Source organism: Verrucomicrobiota bacterium, from assembly GCA_016871535.1.
Classification (GTDB): Bacteria; Verrucomicrobiota; Verrucomicrobiia; order Limisphaerales; family SIBE01; genus VHCZ01.
Window position 1 is genome coordinate 42,776 of the sequence record VHCZ01000008.1, and the last position, 16,497, is coordinate 59,272.

Sequence of the window (16,497 nt, forward strand, 5' to 3'; positions counted from 1 at the left end):
AGAACAAGTCGTCGTCTGCGATATCTGGAATGTGCCGAACAACGATCGCCGCAACGCCATTCGTTGTTTGCATACGGAAGATGTTTGCGCTGCCAGCCAGCGTTGTGAAGCTGGTTAGTTGAGCAAGCGATACCAATTGTCGCGCTGGCGTGGTTCGTAGCCCAAATCCCGGATGAGCCGCTGCATGTCCTGCACGGTCATCCGGAACGTCGTGCCGGCTTGCGAAACCACGTTCTCCTCAATCATGATGCTGCCAAGATCATTTGCGCCGTGCTTCAACGCGATCTGTCCGATCGACAACCCCTGAGTGACCCACGAACTCTGAATGTTCGGGACGTTATCCAGATAGATTCGACTCAGCGCTTGGGTTCGCAAGTAATCATGAGCGCCCACGGTTGGCGCCCGCAGCTTTGTATTCTCAGCCTGGAAGGTCCAACCGATGAACGCGGTGAAGCCCGCCGGATGTAGGGCAGGCATCTTGCCTTCCACCGCGCCAGTGTTCGCGTTGGCATGGGCATTTTCGCCCGGTCTCTCGGTCTGGGCAGGCTGGAAGCCGGGCCTACTCTTATCCTGTTGCGCGCGCACGCGCTCGAGATGCTCGATCCGGTCTTCCGGCGTCTCAACGTGGCCGAACATCATTGTCGCCGTAGAGTTCAGTCCAAGCTTATGAGCCACATCCATGACGCCGAGCCAATCATCGCTCATCGCCTTGAGCGGTGAAATACGCTTGCGGACGCGATCGACGAGGATTTCGCCGCCGCCCCCCGGAATCGAGCCCAAACCCGCTTTCATGAATTGAGAAATGATGTCTTCAAGCGGCAACTGAAAAACCTCGCGAAAGTGGATGAACTCGCTCGGACTGAATCCATGAATGTTGACCTGGGGAAACTTGCCTTTGATGTGCGCCAGCAGATCGAGATACCATTGCATCGTGAGTTTCGGGTGATGCCCGCCCTGCATCAAGACCTGCGTTCCGCCCAGCGCAATGGTTTCTTCGATCTTCTTGTCGAGATCCTCGAGAGTGAGGACGTAGGCGTCGGCGTCCTTTTCGGTGCGGTAAAAGGCGCAGAACTTGCAATAGACGTTGCAGACGTTCGTGTAGTTGATATTGCGGTCGATGATGTAAGTGACGATTTGGTTGCCGCGGCCTTCGTAAGCGCTGGCCTTGGCCAGTTGCCGGCGGCGATCCGCCAACGCGCCGAGTTCCTCCAGGGGCAGATGGTAAAGCCGGAGCGCCTCAGAGGGGTTGATTCGCCCGCCGTCCCAGACCTTCTGCAACACATCATCAATCGTCGTGTCGTAAATCATGGGCAAATCACGGCGGGTCAAGGATCCAACCGATTCGCCTCTGTCTGGTTGACCGACCACGATCCCGCCAGTGAATTATCGTTGTTCCACCGGCGGTGCCAGGCGTCATTCTTGGGATTGATAACGTCGTTGCGGAGCGCGCTCTCGGCGTGGCCGTCGCAGAACATGAGGACCGTGCGGCGATTATGGCGGTTGGAGGGCCATTCGGTGGAAGTCGTTGGATCGATGTTCGCGTCGTACTGCCCCCGGGTAGGCTTGGCGCTGCTGCCGTCACCGGGCTTGCTGTCGCCCAGCATGATCATGTCGGATGGCACTCGGACGGCTGCTTCTTTGACCTCGTAAGTCAGTGTGTCCACGTCCCCTCCCAGGCCTTTGTCCGAGAAGGCGGGAAACGCTCCCCAATCGTTGTAACCAACCGAGAAAAGTGCGGTCTCGCTAATTCCCCAGGGATCTCGGCCGCCGCCGTAGAGGTTAAGCGCTCCAAGGGTTTTGTTGAGATTCGTGCTCCATCGGCTATCGGCCCGCGCCGCAGGACACGCAAAGATCTCCCGGTTGGTTCCGATCTGGGTGAAAAGCCGCGCGGGCCAGACATAACGGACGCCTCCCTGAGCGAACAGAGTGCCGGGATACTTGCCGTTGTCCTGCACGTACATGACGGTCGCGAGGCCCAACTGGCGCATGTTGTTGAGGCAGGAAGTTTGTTTGGCCTTGGACTTCGCCCGCGCCAGCGCCGGCAGCAACATGGCGGCGAGGATCGCGATGATGGCGATGACAACGAGTAGTTCAATGAGTGTGAAAGCGGCGAACCGGCTTCGAGGGCACAGCGATGTGAGCGTTGCTGCCCCAGGCAGGCCGACGGCTTTCTGGAAGGAATTAGGCGCTTTGGAAATCGATTCGGCAGTTATCATGGTCAATCTTTCTCAAAAAAAACGCACGGGATGTCAGGTGTCGAGTTCATGTTAGGCGCGAGGAGGCAGCTTCGCGAGACAATTTTTGAAAACGGTTCTCGACAGGCTGAATGGAAAAAGAGTAAGCACTGGCGGAGTGTTGATGTTTGATCGTCGCGAACCAATCCTGTTTGGCCTGGCCCTGGCTGGTGTGTCGTCAGCGGGGGTGCAATTGCAGGCAGCAGACGCCAGCGGTTATCTGCTTTTCAGCAGAGGGCCGCTGCTGGTGCGCCCGCGGCTGTCCGTGTCTGAGGACTTCACGGACAATCTCTTTTCGCAACCGGATGGCAAAAGTGATCTCATTTCCACGGTCAGTCCGGGTATCAACATCCAGTTTGGTCGGTTGGCCAGGAATTTCGTGACCCTGGACTACGGGTTGAGCCAGCACTTTTATTTGGATCGATCGGATCTGAATTCGGGAGAACACAGCTTCAGTCTTCGCAGCCGCATTCAAGGCGACCGCCTCGCTTTCAGCGGAAGCGACTCGGTCCAATTGCTGTCCAGTCCGATCGGACTCGTGACAGAATACGCGCAGCGATTTGCGGCCACACCGCCAACGCCAGATCCTGGAGGCGGAGCGGCTCCACCGCCCGTTGGAGGAGAACCGCCGGGTACGGTTCAAGGGCCGGAAGTAATCTCTACCGTCGCGGACCGGAGCGTGGATCGGAACAGCTTCTCGGATGGGTATAGCCTTAGCTACGCCATCAGCCCAAAGACCGGGGTCTATTTGCAGGGACAGCATTCGACGACCGACTACGAGCAGGGGATCAGCCTCTATGATATCAACACGCTTCGAGGGACGGTCGGATTTGGATTTCAGGCATTCCCCAAAGTCGGATTCTTGGGAGAGATGTTCTATGGCCAAACAGCAACAACTCCAAACTTCCCCGCTCCGAAGAATCCGCACATCGAATCCATCGGCGGTGGCCTTGGCGCGCGGGGCAATTTCACCGAAAAGCTGTCGGGCTCAGTGCGCGTCGGCTACGAAGCGCGAGAATTCAGTGACAAGACACCGACGCCGAGCTCGCCGGTAGCGGATCTGGCGCTGAGCTATCGAGCAACACAGAAAAGCGCGATCTCCTTCTCATTTGCCCGGCTGCACGATGTTTCGATTCAGTATGGCAAAGAGTCGTACACGGCCAACGTGGCGACAGTCCAGTGGGACCAGATGTTGGGTGCCTCGCACAAATGGCGGACAACGGTAGGCGGACGGTTTGGTATGTTCGACTATGAATCGCCGGACAGCGCAGCCCAACGGCGCTACGATCAGTATTCAGCGTATTTTCGACTGGCATACCAGATACAACTGTGGTTAAGTGCCAGCCTGGGTTACACCTGGGATAGCATTCGAACGGGCTCGGGTGGTGGGTCCGATTACGACGTGAACCGCGCTACGATGGGAATTGCCATTGGTTATTAACATGAAAATCGCCATAGCTCGCTTGCAAGGGCTGACTTTATCTTTGCTTCTGACCTTCTTTGGGACCAGTTGTGCGGGACCGGGACAAGGAGCCGGACGAACGACCGCCTCCGGGGATAGTCTGCCGCCGAACTTGCTCGGGCCAAACCGAGAGCCGGATGAAGCGGACCGGAAGATTGCCGCAGGCGACACGCTGATAATCGACGTTCTCAACGAGAAGGGGCTTTCCGTGGAACGGCGCGTTGAACAAGGCGGAACTATCAGCTTCCCGCTGTTGGGGATCGTGCTCGTGGGCAGCAAAACGACGCGTGAGGTTGCGGAGGAACTCACCAGGAGGCTCGGGGAGAGTTTTCTCATGGATCCGCAAGTGAGCGTTAACGTCAAGGAGTATAGCCTGATGACGGTCAGCGTTCTGGGCGAGGTCGCAGGCAAGACGGGAGCCATCAAACTCCCTGCGGAACGCCGAATGAACATTTTGGAAGCGATCACCGACGCCGGCGGTTTCGCGCCCAACGGAAATCAAAACAAGATCCAGCTTTATCGCAAAGGCCGAAAGTCCGAATTCAAGCTGGAACAGCTTCTGAAACTCACTGATCCCTCAAAGATGATTTGGCTCGAGCCTGGGGATGTGATCTACGTGCCCGAACGAATGTTTTAATCGTGTTGTGAATATGGAAAACGACAATTTAGGCCCGTTCAATCAAACGGCTCAGGAAGACACGATCAATCTGCGCCACTACTGGCACGTCATCCTGGAGCGGCGCTGGCTGATCATGACGGCGTTCATCTCGGTCTTCGTGCTCAGTTTGATATACTTGTTCAAAGCCACGCCGATCTATCGCGCCACGGCGCGTCTTCAAATCGACCCCGAAGCCGAAAACATTCTCCGGGTTGAAGGAATTGCTATGGCGCGGCAGGAGCAGGATTATCTCCAGACTCAGTACAAGAACCTGCTCAGCCGGACCTTGCTTCGGTCGGTGTTCAATCAACTCAACTTGAAGGATGACGAACGTTACGCTCGGGCGTTGGATCCCGTGACTGCTCTGGTGGGTGACCTTCAGGTTGCGCCCATTCGGCTGAGCCGATTAGTGGACATCAGCGCCGAGCATCCAGACCCCAGGCAGGCTGCCCGGATTGTCAACAGTTGGTCCACGAATTTCATGCGGCGCAACCTCGATCAAAAAATCACCAATTCACTGGATGTGGTCCAGCGGTTGAAGGACGAGATCACAAAACAACGCCACGATCTCGAGGCGGCCGAAAAGCTCGTCCAGGAGTACAGTCGAACCAACAAAGTTGTTTCGTTCGACGAGGGCGAGAACATCATTCTCCAGGCGCTAAAGCAGTACACCGACTTGCACGCCAAGGCCACGGCAGAATCTGATGCCGCCCAGAAGGTTGTGGAGGAGGTGGATCGATTCATTAAACAAGGGGTCCCGATCGAGGCGCTGCCCCAGGTGGCGGACAATGCCCCAATCCAGGAACTGAAAAAGGAGTTGGCGCTGGCCAGAGCCGAGTTTGATGCCCTCAAGAAGCGCTATCTCGGCGGAATGGTGGAGTATCGGCAAGCTGAGGAGAAGGCTCATTCGCTCCAGTCCTCCTTGACCCAACAGGCTGCAACCCTCCTCGAAGCTCTCCGTCATCGAGCTCAGATAGCCCAGGCCCATAAGGAAACCGTCGCGAGCCTGCTTGATCAGCAATCCGGCGAGCAGCAAAAGCTCAAAGCACTTCGCGTGCAATACGACATTCTGAAACGCGAGTCCGGGGAAAAGGAGCAGCTCTACAAAGCGGTGCTGGCGAAGATTAACGAGATGGAACTGACGGCCCGGAACAAGATCAATAACATCAATGTCGTTTATGATGCGGACGTGCCGCTCAAGCACGTCAAGCCGCGCACGCTCTTGACTATCTTCCTTGGCATCATTGGCGGGCTGGGTGTTGCTTTGGGCTTGGCCTTTTTTGTCAATTATCTCGACGACTCCATCAAGAGCCAGGATGACGTCGAAACTTATCTTCGTCTGCCCTTCCTGGGCTACGTTCCGAACATCAAAACCAACAGCGTCGTCGAACGCGACCTCCAGGCGCACTCGCATCCTCAGTCAAACGCCGCAGAGGGATTCCGCACCATTCGCGCGACTATCTCCCTCACCCACAAACCCGATCAGTTCCGAACCGTCGCGATTACGAGCACGATTCCGTCCGAAGGCAAATCGCTCGTGGCATCCAATCTCGCGATCGTGACGGCGCAGACCGGGCTGAAAACGCTGCTCGTCGACGCCGACTTGCGGCGCCCTTCCGTCCACAAGGCCTATCGCCTCCATAGCCCGATGGGCTTGTCCTCTTACCTGATGGATGAAGTCAGCCAAATCGAGCCCATCATTCACAAAACCGAAGTGCCCAACCTGGATGTCATCTGCTGCGGTTCAGTGCCGTCGAATCCTTCGGAGTTGATCGGGTCAAAACGGATGATTGAGTTTCTGGACGCGGTGCGTGGAAAGTATGATCGGATCCTGCTGGATTGCCCGCCGATCTCCGCCGTCAGCGACCCGTTGATCATTGCCGCCATGTCCGACGGCGTTTTGTTCGTGACGAAGTTCAACAAGATTCGCCGCGAGCACGCGCGGAAGTCGATCCAACGGGTTCAGAACGCCGGCATCCACATCGTCGGCGTGGTCTTGAACGACATTGATTTCGAGGGGAAGGATTCTTACTACTACTCCTACTACTATTATCAAAACCGCTATTATTCCAGCCATTATCGGTCCGCGGGCGAGCGCGCCAAAGGGAAATCATCCGACACCGGAAAGAGCGCGGAGCGAAACTGAGAAATGACGCGGCTCAGAGGTATTTCGCGAGCAGGACCCGCAGTTGTTTCGCCGTCTTTGCGGGCCAAAGTTTGCGGTCCGTGAGGATCGCGTTCTTGAGAGCGTGATGGCAGGAGCAATCTGGTGACGCCGGAATCGTCGGGAGGACGGTGACGATGATGTTCTTGGCCAGGGCGGCATTTTTCTGGAGGTTGGCCACGACCATTTCCACCGTGACGTGCTCTTCGTCCGTCTTCCAACAATCGTAATCCGTGACCATCGCCAGGGTGGCATAGGCGATTTCGGCTTCACGAGCGCATTTGGCTTCTCCCAAATTCGTCATGCCAATGACCGAGTAACCGGCGCGGCGATTCGTGAGTGATTCGGCGCGCGTGCTGAAGGCGGGGCCTTCCATATTCACGTAAACGCCGCCGTCGTGCGCTCGAACGCCGGCCTGGCGGCACGCTCTGAGGAGCAACCGGCGCAGTTCTTCGCAAATCGGATCCGCAAACGCGATGTGCGCCACAATTCCCCGTCCGAAAAACGTGTGGTCGGCGGATCGCTTGGTCCGGTCCAGGAATTGATCCGGAAGCACGATGTCACAAGGCTTGAGGCGCGCCTGCAACGAGCCGACCGCGCTGACGCTGATAATCCAGGCCACATCCAGGCTTTTCAGGGCCCAGATATTCGCGCGGTGATTCAGTTCACTGGGAAGAATTCTATGGCCTCGTCCGTGCCGAGGCAGGAACACTACGCTGCGTCCGGCGAGTTCCCCGGTCAGCAGGCGATCCGAAGGCGGTCCGAAAGGCGTTTTGGTCGTGACCCACTTCTGCCGGCTCAGGCCCTCAATATGGTAAAGACCGCTGCCGCCGATGATGCCAATGCGATTATTTCCTTTGCGCATTTGAATTGGTTCCGGGTTTCGGAGTTCGACTTTCGTTCGTGGAGTTTTGTTGCGAGAAGCTGGCTTGCCGCGCACTGGATTCAGATTCCCGCAGCTCGTACCAATCGCCCCGGAGCCAATCGGCCAGCAAACCAATCGCGTGCGGGTCCAGGCGGTCCTTGCCAAACGCGGGCATCCGGTCGTTGCGTTTGCCGTAGAATCGCTCGTGCCCCGGATCGCTGATGAACTCAATCAGCCAGTCGCGCGAACCGTAACCGGTCAACTCTGGGCCCGTGGGATCCTCGCCTTGATCATGAAACCGGTGGCATTCGGTGCAGCGCATGTCTTCGCCGGCCATCAGCTTGCGGCCCTCGTTGATCGCAGCCGCGTCTTGCTCGTCTGCGGCCCGCTGCGCTTTCAGGTCGGCCTCGGCCGAAAGGGTCAGGATCACCTTCCGCAGTTTCTCCTTTTCTTCGACGGAAAACCTGGCGACGTCACGCAAGACATACCGCACCATCCTGCCATCCTTTAACTTAGTGCCGCCATAATAATGAAGGCTGACGATACGCGCGGGGTCCATCAACCCCGTTAGCCAATCCCGTCCGGCAAAACCTTTCAAGTCGGACGCAGTCTGCTCCTCTTGGAGTGGGATCCCCGTGCCGTCATGGCCGTCATAGCGGTGGCAACTGGCACAATGCTTGGAGAAGAGTTTCGGCCCCTGTGTTTTTGGATCGTCGCGCAAGAGATTGACGGCGCCGGTTGGCGGGATGCCCGCGGGCGCCTGGGCCAATTCGCGGACGCGTTCCGCGTTTCGTCGAGCCTCCTGAACGGCGACTTGATACGCGGGATCGCGCTCGTCCTGAGTCATGGCGAGATAAGTCAGCAGCGCCACACCCGCGAGCAACGAGATCGACAAGCCCACATTAAAGACGTGACCCAGGTGCCATCGCCCGATGATCGGCATCAAGAAAATGATGCTCATGATCAGGCCGGGAATGACCACCGCTCCCCACACTTCGTAGCCGCCCGGGAAGAATTTCAAAAACTCGAACAAGAACAGGAAATACCATTCGGGTCGCGCGGCCGAATAGGTCTCGGAAGGATCGGCCGGCGCCGCGAGTTCGGCGCCCAAATGTTCACCCGTGTTGAATAGCCAGGGCCTGAGCACCAGGAACAATATCGTGGCCATGACAGCCAGGCAGGCCACGGCGTCTTTGAGCACCTGGTCCGGCCAGAAGTATTCGTCCGGTTTCCTTTTGGGATCTTTGGCCGTGATGCCATGGCGTCGGAACAAAAAAATGTGCCAGACCAGCAACACGATGACTGTGGCGGGCAGCACACCGGCGTGAAGCGCAAAGAAACGCGTCAGCGTGTGATGTCCGTAGTCCGATCCCCCGATGATGAGTTTCTGGAGGGTCGGTCCAACAACCGGGACGATCGCAGCGATGTTGGTGGCGACCTTTGTGGCCCAGTATCCCTTCTGGTCCCAGGGCAACAGGTATCCGGTCAGCGAGAGCGCCAGCACGAGAAGCAACAGCCCGATCCCAAACCAGAAATTGAATTCTCGCGGCGCGCGGTACGCCCCGTCGATCACGACCTGCATCAGGTGCAGCACCAACAGCACGTTCATCACCGAAGCCGTGAAATGATGAATGCCACGCAGCAACCAGCCTCCGGTCATCTCATATTGGATGAAATAGACGCTCTCCCAGGCCGTCTGCGAACTGGGGCTGTAGGCCATCCAGAGAAACAGGCCCGTGACAAATTGAATCGTGAGCGTGAAAACCAGCGTGCTGCCCCAGACATAACGCCAACGCGCGCCGCCGGGAATGTTCTCGTAGAGACTGTAGCGAACGATCCGGCGGTAACCCGTTCGTTGATCCAGCCAGTCGAGAAGCGCTTTCATGCCACCGGAATCTTCTGCCCGTGGCCGGCGACGAAGTTCTGGAACTTCACCCAGATTTCCGATTGGTTGCGAATTTCGACCTCCAACGCGTCCAGCGCGCGCGGGCTGGGGCTCTTGCGATCCGCAATCGTTCCATCCAGCCCAAACCGGCTGTTGTGGCAGGGACAGGTAAAAGCCTTCTGAGCCGAACTGTATTCCACGAAACACCCCGCGTGCGGACACACCACATTCAGAGCAATGACCTCGTTGGCTTCAGTCTTGCGAAGATAAACCGCGCCGATCGGCACGCGCGGAGATTTGTTCCAGGCGTCCGTGCGGTCCGCGACCACAGAAAACTGCCGGGGCGTCCCATCGGACGGCAGCGAGTCGATCGACGCGACGTGGATAAATTCCCTGCGCAGGCCCTGGCGTTGCAGCGGATCCAAGAACACCGTCAGGGCGGCGCCCGTCGGAATCGCGCCCGCCAAGCCGCCGATCACGATGGATCCGGCTTTCTTGACGAAATCCCGCCGCGCGGGTTCAGGAGGTCGCTCTGAGTTTTCCATACGCTCGACGGGGCATACCAATACCTGAGGAGACTCGACAAAGGCAATTCGCAAACCTTCGCAAAACCGAAATTCTGCGTTTCCTTTCGACCCGTTGAGTGTAGGTATTGGTCGGAATGCAAATGCGCCGGATTTTTTTGGATCATCAGTCATCGACCCCGGTGCTTCCGGAAGTGTTCGAGGCGATGAAGCCTTGCTTCACGGAAGCTTTTGGGAATCCGTCGTCGCTGCACCAACTCGGCCTCCAGGCACGGGATGCGCTGGCCAAGGCGCGGGCGCAAGTTGCGGCGTTGATCAATGCCGAGTCGCCTGACGATATCCTTTTCACTTCCGGCGGAACGGAAGCGGCCAACCTCGCCGTCAAAGGCGCCGCCTATGCCAGTCAACGGCGCGGCACGCATGTCGTCCTGACCGAGGTCGAACACCCGGCGGTGGTGAACTCCGTGGAATTTCTGGAAAAACAAGGTTTCACTTGCAGCCGGGTGAAAGTGGACCGGGAAGGCCGCGTGCATCCGGCGGACATTCAAGCGGCGCTGACCGATCAGACCATTTTGATCTGCTTTCAATTGGCCAATCACGACATCGGCACGATTCAGCCGATCCGCGAGATCGGGCAGATCGCCACGGAGCGCGGAATCCCCTTGTTCGTCGATGCCGTGGCGAGCGCAGGGTGGCTGACCATTGATGTGCAAGTGATGGGGATTGGTTTGCTCTCGCTGACACCGCATCGTTTTTACGGGCCGAAAGGCGTGGGCGTCCTTTATCGAAATCGCCAAACGCGGCTCGCGGGGATCATTCATGGTGGAATGCAGGAGGGCGGGCGCAGGGCGGGGACGGAGAATGTCCCCGCAATCGTAGGAGCCGGAGCCGCGGCGGAAATTGCGGCTCGTGAGATGCCTCGACGCATCGCACACACGACGGAGCTTCAAAAGCGGCTTTGGTCGGGCATTCGCACCCGGATTCCGCACGTGACGCTGAACGGACCTGAACCTGGACCACTCAGAATCAGCACGAATCTGAATGTCAGTTTCGAGTTTCTCGAAGGCGAGGCGATCCTGCTGCGGTTGGACATGCTTGGAATCGCCGTGGCCAGCGGCACGAGTTGCATGAGCAAATCCCTGAAAATCTCGCCGGTGCTGGCGGCAATTGGGCTGGAGCACAGCCTGGCGCAAGGGAGCATCATCTTCAGTCTCGGCCAAGGCAATACTACCGACGAGATCGATCAAGTTATCGAGACCTGTGCGTCGGCGGTCGCGAAGCTTCGGGAGATGTCGCCAAGGTGGGAAGAGCGCCGCCGGGGTCCTTGAGAGCGTGTTTTGAAAATGGGTGGAACGGGCTACCAGCCCATTTTCGGCGGCAACTTGCCGCCGAACATTGCGGCAGGCTGGTAGCCTGCCGCAACAGGCCAGTGACCTGTTCCACCCAAAAGGCATTTTCAAAACGCGCTCTGAGCGTCACAGTCTTGCCAAGCGATTGCGCTCCTGACTCAATGGCGCCGACATGAGCGCAGTCGCCCGCCAAACGCCGAGATCACGCCCCCGAGATTTGTTCGTCCTCGTGTCGTTTCTGTCGGTCGGGTCCGTTCTTGCAGGAGACATTCCCCGGGATCGCTCGCTTCAAGTGATATCGGGTCGGACGATGGGGACGACTTTCACGGTCAAATTCTTGACCAGTCTTCCTGCGGCTTCGGAGTCATCCAGGAGGAGAATTCTCCAAAAACCTTCGCACATTGAACCGCTGAACGGCCCCCTCTCCCGTTCCCTCTCCCCCTCCGAGGGGGAGAGGGTGTCCGTAGGACGGGGCGCGTTTGTGAAAGAGGTCGAGTCGGAGATCAATCGATTGCTCGAGAAGATCAACCGGCAGATGTCCACTTATTTGCCCGATTCGGAGCTTTCCCAATTCAATGCGTGCGGGCACACGAATTGGTTTCCGGTGTCTCGAGAAGTCGTGGAAGTCTTCGAGAACGCGCTGGCGCTCAGTGAGGCTTCCCAGGGCGCGTTCGACATCACGGTGGGACCGCTGGTGAACCTTTGGGGATTCGGACCCGAGAAAAGGGCCTGGCAAGTTCCGGAGGCCGACCGCATCGCGCAACTCCTGCGGCACGTGGGCTACAACAAGGTTTTCGCGCAGACGCGCCCTCCCCGCATCCGCAAAACCGCGCCGGAGGTGTATTGCGACCTATCGGCCATTGCCAAAGGGCATGGTGTGGATCGCGTGGCGCAATATCTGGAAGCCATCCGCGTTCAGGATTATTTGGTGCAAATTGGCGGGGAGGTGCGCGCCAAAGGGAAGAATCCGGAAGGACAGACTTGGAACGTCGGCATCCAGGACCCGAGGGACGCCAGCCGAATTTGCCGCCGCGTGCAGCTTCAAAATCAAGCGCTCTCCACGTCCGGGGACTACGTGCAGTCTTTCGAGCAGAACGGCCGGAAGTATTCGCACACGATCGATCCGCGAACCGGGCGTCCGGTCACCCATGCGCTCGCCTCGGTCAGCGTCGTCCATGATTCCTCCGCGATGGCGGATGCGTGGGCCACGGCTTTGAACGTTCTGGGTTCGGAGGCGGGATTCGCGCTGGCCGCGAAAAAAGGACTGCCCGTTTTGATGGTCCTTCGGACTCCAGATGGCTATGTGGAAAAAATGACGCCGGATTTTTTAGAACTGATCGCTGAAGCGCCATGAACCCGTTGAACTTTCCCGCTCCAGAGCTTCCCATGAACCGGACGGTAGGGCGAGCCTGTCCCCAGCGAGCCGGTCCAGACGTATTCCAAGCACGTGGAGCGGCTCGCCGGGACGGACTCGCCCTACCATCGACGCGTTCGTGGGCCGTAGGCACGGCTCGCAGGCCGTGGAAGCTCCCCATCAACCGTCTCTTCGGACCGTGGCCTTTGAGCCGCTGCATCCGCGAACTCCGGAGCGGGGCCGGAAGCAGCCTCAAGGCTGCGGTCCGCACGGTCTTCAGTTCATGGCCCGTGAACAACAGGAGACTCCCCATGAACCACTGGGTAGGGCGAGCCTGTCCCCAGCGAGCCGGTCCAGACGTATTCCAAGCACGTGGAGCGGCTCGCCGGGACGGACTCGCCCTACCATCGACGCGTTCATGGGCCGTAGGCACGGCTCGCAGGCCGTGGAAGCTTCTCCTGAACTCGGTAGGGACGGATTCCACTCCGTCCCTGACTCTACTCTGCATTCGAAAGTGCAGCTTGAGGGACGCGGCGGAACGCGTCCTTACCAGTTCCTGCACCGTGTGCGCAGTTCGGAAGCCGTGCGAGCTCGGGGTGAAACCCACGGCAGCAGACGGCCTTCTGTCAACGTGGCTGCGCTGGTTCCTCTGGATTTGCCTATCCTGTCTGGCCGCCACGACTGTAATCGCCGAGGATGAAATCGAACTTCTCAGCGGCAATCGAATTCAGGGGAAGATTATTGAGCGCACCGCCCAATCGATCAAAATTCAGATCACAGTGGAGAAACGTCCTTTGGTCCGGAGTTATCCGCTCAACCGCGTGCGAGCCATTACTCAAAACGGCCAGCGCCAGATTCTCGTTCCTACAGGCAAAGAGGCCTCGAACTCGGCGCCCGCCGCTGCTTCACGTCCCGCCTCCGTACCGGGGAAACCGCCGCCCATTGATCCCGGTCTGGATTCGCAAATCGACCAGATGGGACGCACGCCGCCGGATTGGTTTGATGCCACGCCGCTGGAATATCCAGACACGCTCGATCTCTCCTGGCCCGAACCGGCGCCGGTCATTTGGAATTACACGCGCAACGTGGACCACTACCTCTGGGACATCATCAGTTCGAATCCCAGGCGCTATCGGAGCGGCGTCCGCTTCATGCACCATGTCCTGAACGTCAATCAGCAAAACGAAGGCGTGCGCGCCCGCGCCATCAATGAACTCGGCCGAATGTATTTTGAATTCTTCCGCGATTACGCGCGGGCGGCGTTTTGGTGGCGTCAGGCCAAAGTGGATCAAAATCCGAAATTCACTCCATCGCCCAGCGCTGCTCACCTGGCGGAGTGTTACTGGCGATTGGGCAGCCGTTCGAGCGCCACGAGCTTGCTCGAACAGCTTCCGCTGACACCCGCTGTCATCAAGGCCTGGGCCGATCTGAAGGAGACCGAGAAAGCGCTCTGCCTTTGCGACGAGGCCCTCAAGCTCGGCCTTCCGCCCAGCCAGATTTACCTGCTGGCCGGGGACGCCTGCCGCGCGGCCCGCGATTTCTCCAAGGCAACCGAGTTTTACCAGAAAGTCCTGGGCGTCCCCAAACCGGCGAAGCCAGATGATGAAATCAAGAGGGACCAGGAACGAGCGGCCGCGACTTTGGAGGTGATTCGCTTGTTCGATACGCTGGACGTGAGCCGGATTCCGGACGGCAGCTATCCCGGAAAAAGCCTGGGCTACTACGGCCACCTCGAAGTGGAAGCCATCGTGAAAGCAAAACGAATCGAGGACCTCAAGGTGACCTACAACCCGGATCGCCAATATTTTCACGCCGTGGATGAATCGATCCGCCGCATCCTGGAGCGGCAAACGGTCAACGGCGTGGATGCCATCAGCGGCGCCACGGTGACTTCCGAAGCCGTCATCCGCGCCGCAGCCAAAGCGCTGGCAAGCGGGATGAGCACGAATGCGGCGGAGCGCCGTTAAAACGTTTCGGAGAACCCCGGTAGGGCGAGTCCGTCCCGGCGAGCCGCTCGACGTGCGTGGAACACGTCCGACTCGGCTCGCTGGGGACAGGCTCGCCCTACCGTCTGGTTCATGGGAAGTTGAATAACGTGAGAGCGCTGTGAGATTAGACCATTTCCTACCCACACTGACCCGGATCAAAGGCCGTCCGCCTCGGCTCGCCAAATGGCCGTCGCGTCTGGCGCAAAAGCTCTTGCCGGCTGAATGGCTTTCACACTGGGAATCCCGCAAAGCCGGCGCGATCCGCCGCGCATTGAAGCGTCTCGGACCGACCTGGCTTTCTTCGCCCGTGCGGCGCGTGATCCAGGGCGTCTGCTTCGTTTTGTTTCTCTGGTTCTTCTTTTACTCCTGCTGGCCGTATCGCGTGCAGCCCGCGCCGGTCTGGAAGGCGTGGATTCCCGTTGAGATCGATGCCGATACCGGCGACTGCCGCGTCACGGCGAAGGATGAACTGCCGGGCGTGATTCGCGAAGGCGATCTTCTCCACATCTCGGATGAAAGTCCCAGCGGCCACGCGACGGCCTATCTTGGCCCCTTTGTGGTTCGCCGCGCCGAGAACAAGGAATTGCACCTGCATCCTGAAAAAGCGATGACGCCCGAAGCGCTGGAAAAAATGTCCGTGAGCACCGGCCCGTGGATGCTCTCGGTCCGTCCACCGAACGAATGGCCCTCACACTACGCGGATGAATTCGCGCGTCGCGACGAAATCCCGGTCGAAGCGTTTCTCTTGATCGATCCGCTCGTGAGCCTATCCACGGCGGTGGCCGCCAAGGCCTGGATGGGATCGCTCTGGGGCGCGGCGATCATCCTGGCGGTCTGTGTGTTCATCCCGCGCGGATTTTGCGGATACGTCTGTCCGCTCGGCACGTTGATCGATTTGTTCGACTGGGCTGTGGTCGGACGCGTGAAGCGCTGGTGGTTCTTCGCTGTTTCCCGCGGCAACCGTCGTGAAGGTTCCGACATCTGGTTCTTCGGCATTCCCTCTCCCTGGAGGGAGAGGAATAGGGTGAGGGTGAAAGCGCTGGACAAATCGGCGACCTTGGAAAGTACCGGCGCGTCTCCCTCACCCCAACCCTCTCCCGCTGGGAGAGGGAGAACGGCCACTGAAAGCAGCAAACCGCGGCTCCGCGTGCCGGAGGATGGCTGGTGGGTTCATCTGAAGTACTATTTGTTGTTCGGCGTGATGCTGGCGGCTTTTAGCGGGGTCTTGTTGTCCGGGATCGTCTCGGCGATTCCGGTGCTGACACGGGGTTTGCTCTTTCTCCTCGCGCCGCTACAACTGGGATTCATGCGCGGCTGGCATCAGGTGCCGCCGATGAACCTCGGCCAGATCGTGTCGATCGTCTTGTTCCTGGCCGTGCTCGGCCTGGGCTTTTTTCGCCCGCGATTCTGGTGCAAATACGTTTGTCCCAGCGGCGCGGTCTTCTCCCTGGGAAATCTTTTTCGCGTGAGCGAGCGCAAGGTGGAAAACACGTGCATTCACTGCAACAAGTGCGTCGAGATTTGCCCGTTCGACGCCATCAAACCGGACTTCACCACGCGCGTCACCGATTGCACGCTGTGCCAGACCTGCGGCGGGGTCTGTCCGACGCACGCAATCAAATTTGTGGAGCGCAGCAATCGCGTGGCGTTGAAATTGGAAAACGATCCGCCCACAGGTGAGCGCTCGCTGGAAGCCGACTTGCATTGGCTCTTTTCGCGTGAACGCGGTAGGGCGAGCCTGTCCCCAGCGAGCCGAGCCGGACGTGTTCCAAGCGCGTGGCGCGGCTCGCCAGGACGGACTCACCCTCCCAGGCTCATGGACGGCTTCGAGACCGCGGGAGATCTCGACGAACCCACCCCTTCGCCCCTCCCAGGAGGGGAATTTGAAGCTCGCGCGCGCAATACGGCTCCCCTCCCGGGAAGGGCTGGGGGCGGGTTCGTGAGTGCGTCCATTGGCCGTCGGAGTTTTGTGTCCAGCGGAATCGGCTTGCTGGCGGCGTTCGTCGGCGGTCTC

12 protein-coding genes are annotated in these 16,497 nt (G+C 58.9%); 7 read left to right on the forward strand and 5 right to left on the reverse strand.

Annotated features, from left to right (window positions below):
• Nucleotides 1–114: 114 nt before the first annotated feature.
• Entirely contained in the window at nt 115–1,308 is a 1,194-nt protein-coding gene (mqnC, locus tag FJ398_02370; GenBank protein MBM3836803.1) for a dehypoxanthine futalosine cyclase, read from the reverse strand.
• Nucleotides 1,309–1,325: 17 nt separating this feature from the next.
• On the reverse strand, nt 1,326–2,216 hold the full coding sequence (locus FJ398_02375; GenBank protein ID MBM3836804.1) for a DUF1559 domain-containing protein: 891 nt from the start codon (nt 2,214–2,216) through the stop codon (nt 1,326–1,328).
• 136 nt (nt 2,217–2,352) lie between these two features.
• Here FJ398_02375 and FJ398_02380 point away from each other — a divergent pair, with 136 nt between their 5' ends.
• Genes FJ398_02380 through FJ398_02390 form a run of 3 tightly spaced genes read left to right on the forward strand, consistent with a single transcriptional unit; the run spans nt 2,353 to nt 6,500 of the window.
• Nucleotides 2,353–3,675, forward strand: coding sequence for a hypothetical protein (locus tag FJ398_02380; protein MBM3836805.1), 1,323 nt, complete (start codon nt 2,353–2,355; stop codon nt 3,673–3,675).
• 1 nt (nt 3,676) lies between these two features.
• Complete coding sequence (locus FJ398_02385; protein ID MBM3836806.1) at nt 3,677–4,333, forward strand: polysaccharide export protein; 657 nt, start codon at nt 3,677–3,679, stop codon at nt 4,331–4,333.
• A 7-nt stretch (nt 4,334–4,340) separates the two neighbouring features.
• Complete coding sequence (locus tag FJ398_02390; GenBank protein MBM3836807.1) at nt 4,341–6,500, forward strand: polysaccharide biosynthesis tyrosine autokinase; 2,160 nt, start codon at nt 4,341–4,343, stop codon at nt 6,498–6,500.
• A 13-nt stretch (nt 6,501–6,513) separates the two neighbouring features.
• Here FJ398_02390 and mtnP read toward each other — a convergent pair whose 3' ends face one another.
• The 3 genes from mtnP to FJ398_02405 are packed head-to-tail and all read right to left on the reverse strand — an operon-like array spanning nt 6,514 to nt 9,813.
• A complete protein-coding gene (gene mtnP, locus FJ398_02395) occupies nt 6,514–7,383 on the reverse strand; it encodes an S-methyl-5'-thioadenosine phosphorylase (protein ID MBM3836808.1) in 870 nt (289 codons plus the stop codon).
• Nucleotides 7,367–9,268 (reverse strand): menaquinol-cytochrome C reductase, encoded by a 1,902-nt coding sequence (locus FJ398_02400; GenBank protein MBM3836809.1) that lies wholly within the window; start codon nt 9,266–9,268, stop codon nt 7,367–7,369. The genes mtnP and FJ398_02400 overlap by 17 nt, the downstream gene beginning before the upstream one ends.
• Nucleotides 9,265–9,813 (reverse strand): Rieske 2Fe-2S domain-containing protein, encoded by a 549-nt coding sequence (locus FJ398_02405; protein MBM3836810.1) that lies wholly within the window; start codon nt 9,811–9,813, stop codon nt 9,265–9,267. Before FJ398_02405 ends, FJ398_02400 begins: the two co-directional genes overlap by 4 nt.
• A 116-nt stretch (nt 9,814–9,929) precedes the next feature.
• Here FJ398_02405 and FJ398_02410 point away from each other — a divergent pair, with 116 nt between their 5' ends.
• The 4 genes from FJ398_02410 to FJ398_02425 form a co-directional block, all read left to right on the forward strand.
• On the forward strand, nt 9,930–11,120 hold the full coding sequence (locus tag FJ398_02410) for an aminotransferase class V-fold PLP-dependent enzyme (protein ID MBM3836811.1): 1,191 nt from the start codon (nt 9,930–9,932) through the stop codon (nt 11,118–11,120).
• 193 nt (nt 11,121–11,313) lie between these two features.
• Nucleotides 11,314–12,495, forward strand: coding sequence for an FAD:protein FMN transferase (locus FJ398_02415; protein MBM3836812.1), 1,182 nt, complete (start codon nt 11,314–11,316; stop codon nt 12,493–12,495).
• The gene (locus tag FJ398_02420) at nt 12,492–14,462 is read left to right on the forward strand and encodes an FMN-binding protein (protein ID MBM3836813.1); all 1,971 of its coding nucleotides are present in this window, start codon (nt 12,492–12,494) and stop codon (nt 14,460–14,462) included. Before FJ398_02415 ends, FJ398_02420 begins: the two co-directional genes overlap by 4 nt.
• Nucleotides 14,463–14,601: 139 nt before the next feature.
• Nucleotides 14,602–16,497: 4Fe-4S binding protein (locus FJ398_02425; GenBank protein ID MBM3836814.1), on the forward strand; the 1,896-nt coding region annotated here is incomplete at its 3' end.

Bases quoted from the DNA above. Each gene is read 5' to 3' on its own strand.
- mqnC (MBM3836803.1), bottom strand. From the start codon at position 1,308: ATGATTTACGACACGACGATTGATGATGTGTTGCAGAAGGTCTGGGAC.
- FJ398_02375 (MBM3836804.1), bottom strand. From the start codon at position 2,216: ATGATAACTGCCGAATCGATTTCCAAAGCGCCTAATTCCTTCCAGAAA.
- FJ398_02385 (MBM3836806.1), top strand. From the start codon at position 3,677: ATGAAAATCGCCATAGCTCGCTTGCAAGGGCTGACTTTATCTTTGCTT.
- mtnP (MBM3836808.1), bottom strand. From the start codon at position 7,383: ATGCGCAAAGGAAATAATCGCATTGGCATCATCGGCGGCAGCGGTCTT.
- FJ398_02400 (MBM3836809.1), bottom strand. From the start codon at position 9,268: ATGAAAGCGCTTCTCGACTGGCTGGATCAACGAACGGGTTACCGCCGG.
- FJ398_02405 (MBM3836810.1), bottom strand. From the start codon at position 9,813: ATGGAAAACTCAGAGCGACCTCCTGAACCCGCGCGGCGGGATTTCGTC.
- FJ398_02410 (MBM3836811.1), top strand. From the start codon at position 9,930: ATGCAAATGCGCCGGATTTTTTTGGATCATCAGTCATCGACCCCGGTG.
- FJ398_02415 (MBM3836812.1), top strand. From the start codon at position 11,314: ATGAGCGCAGTCGCCCGCCAAACGCCGAGATCACGCCCCCGAGATTTG.
- FJ398_02420 (MBM3836813.1), top strand. From the start codon at position 12,492: ATGAACCCGTTGAACTTTCCCGCTCCAGAGCTTCCCATGAACCGGACG.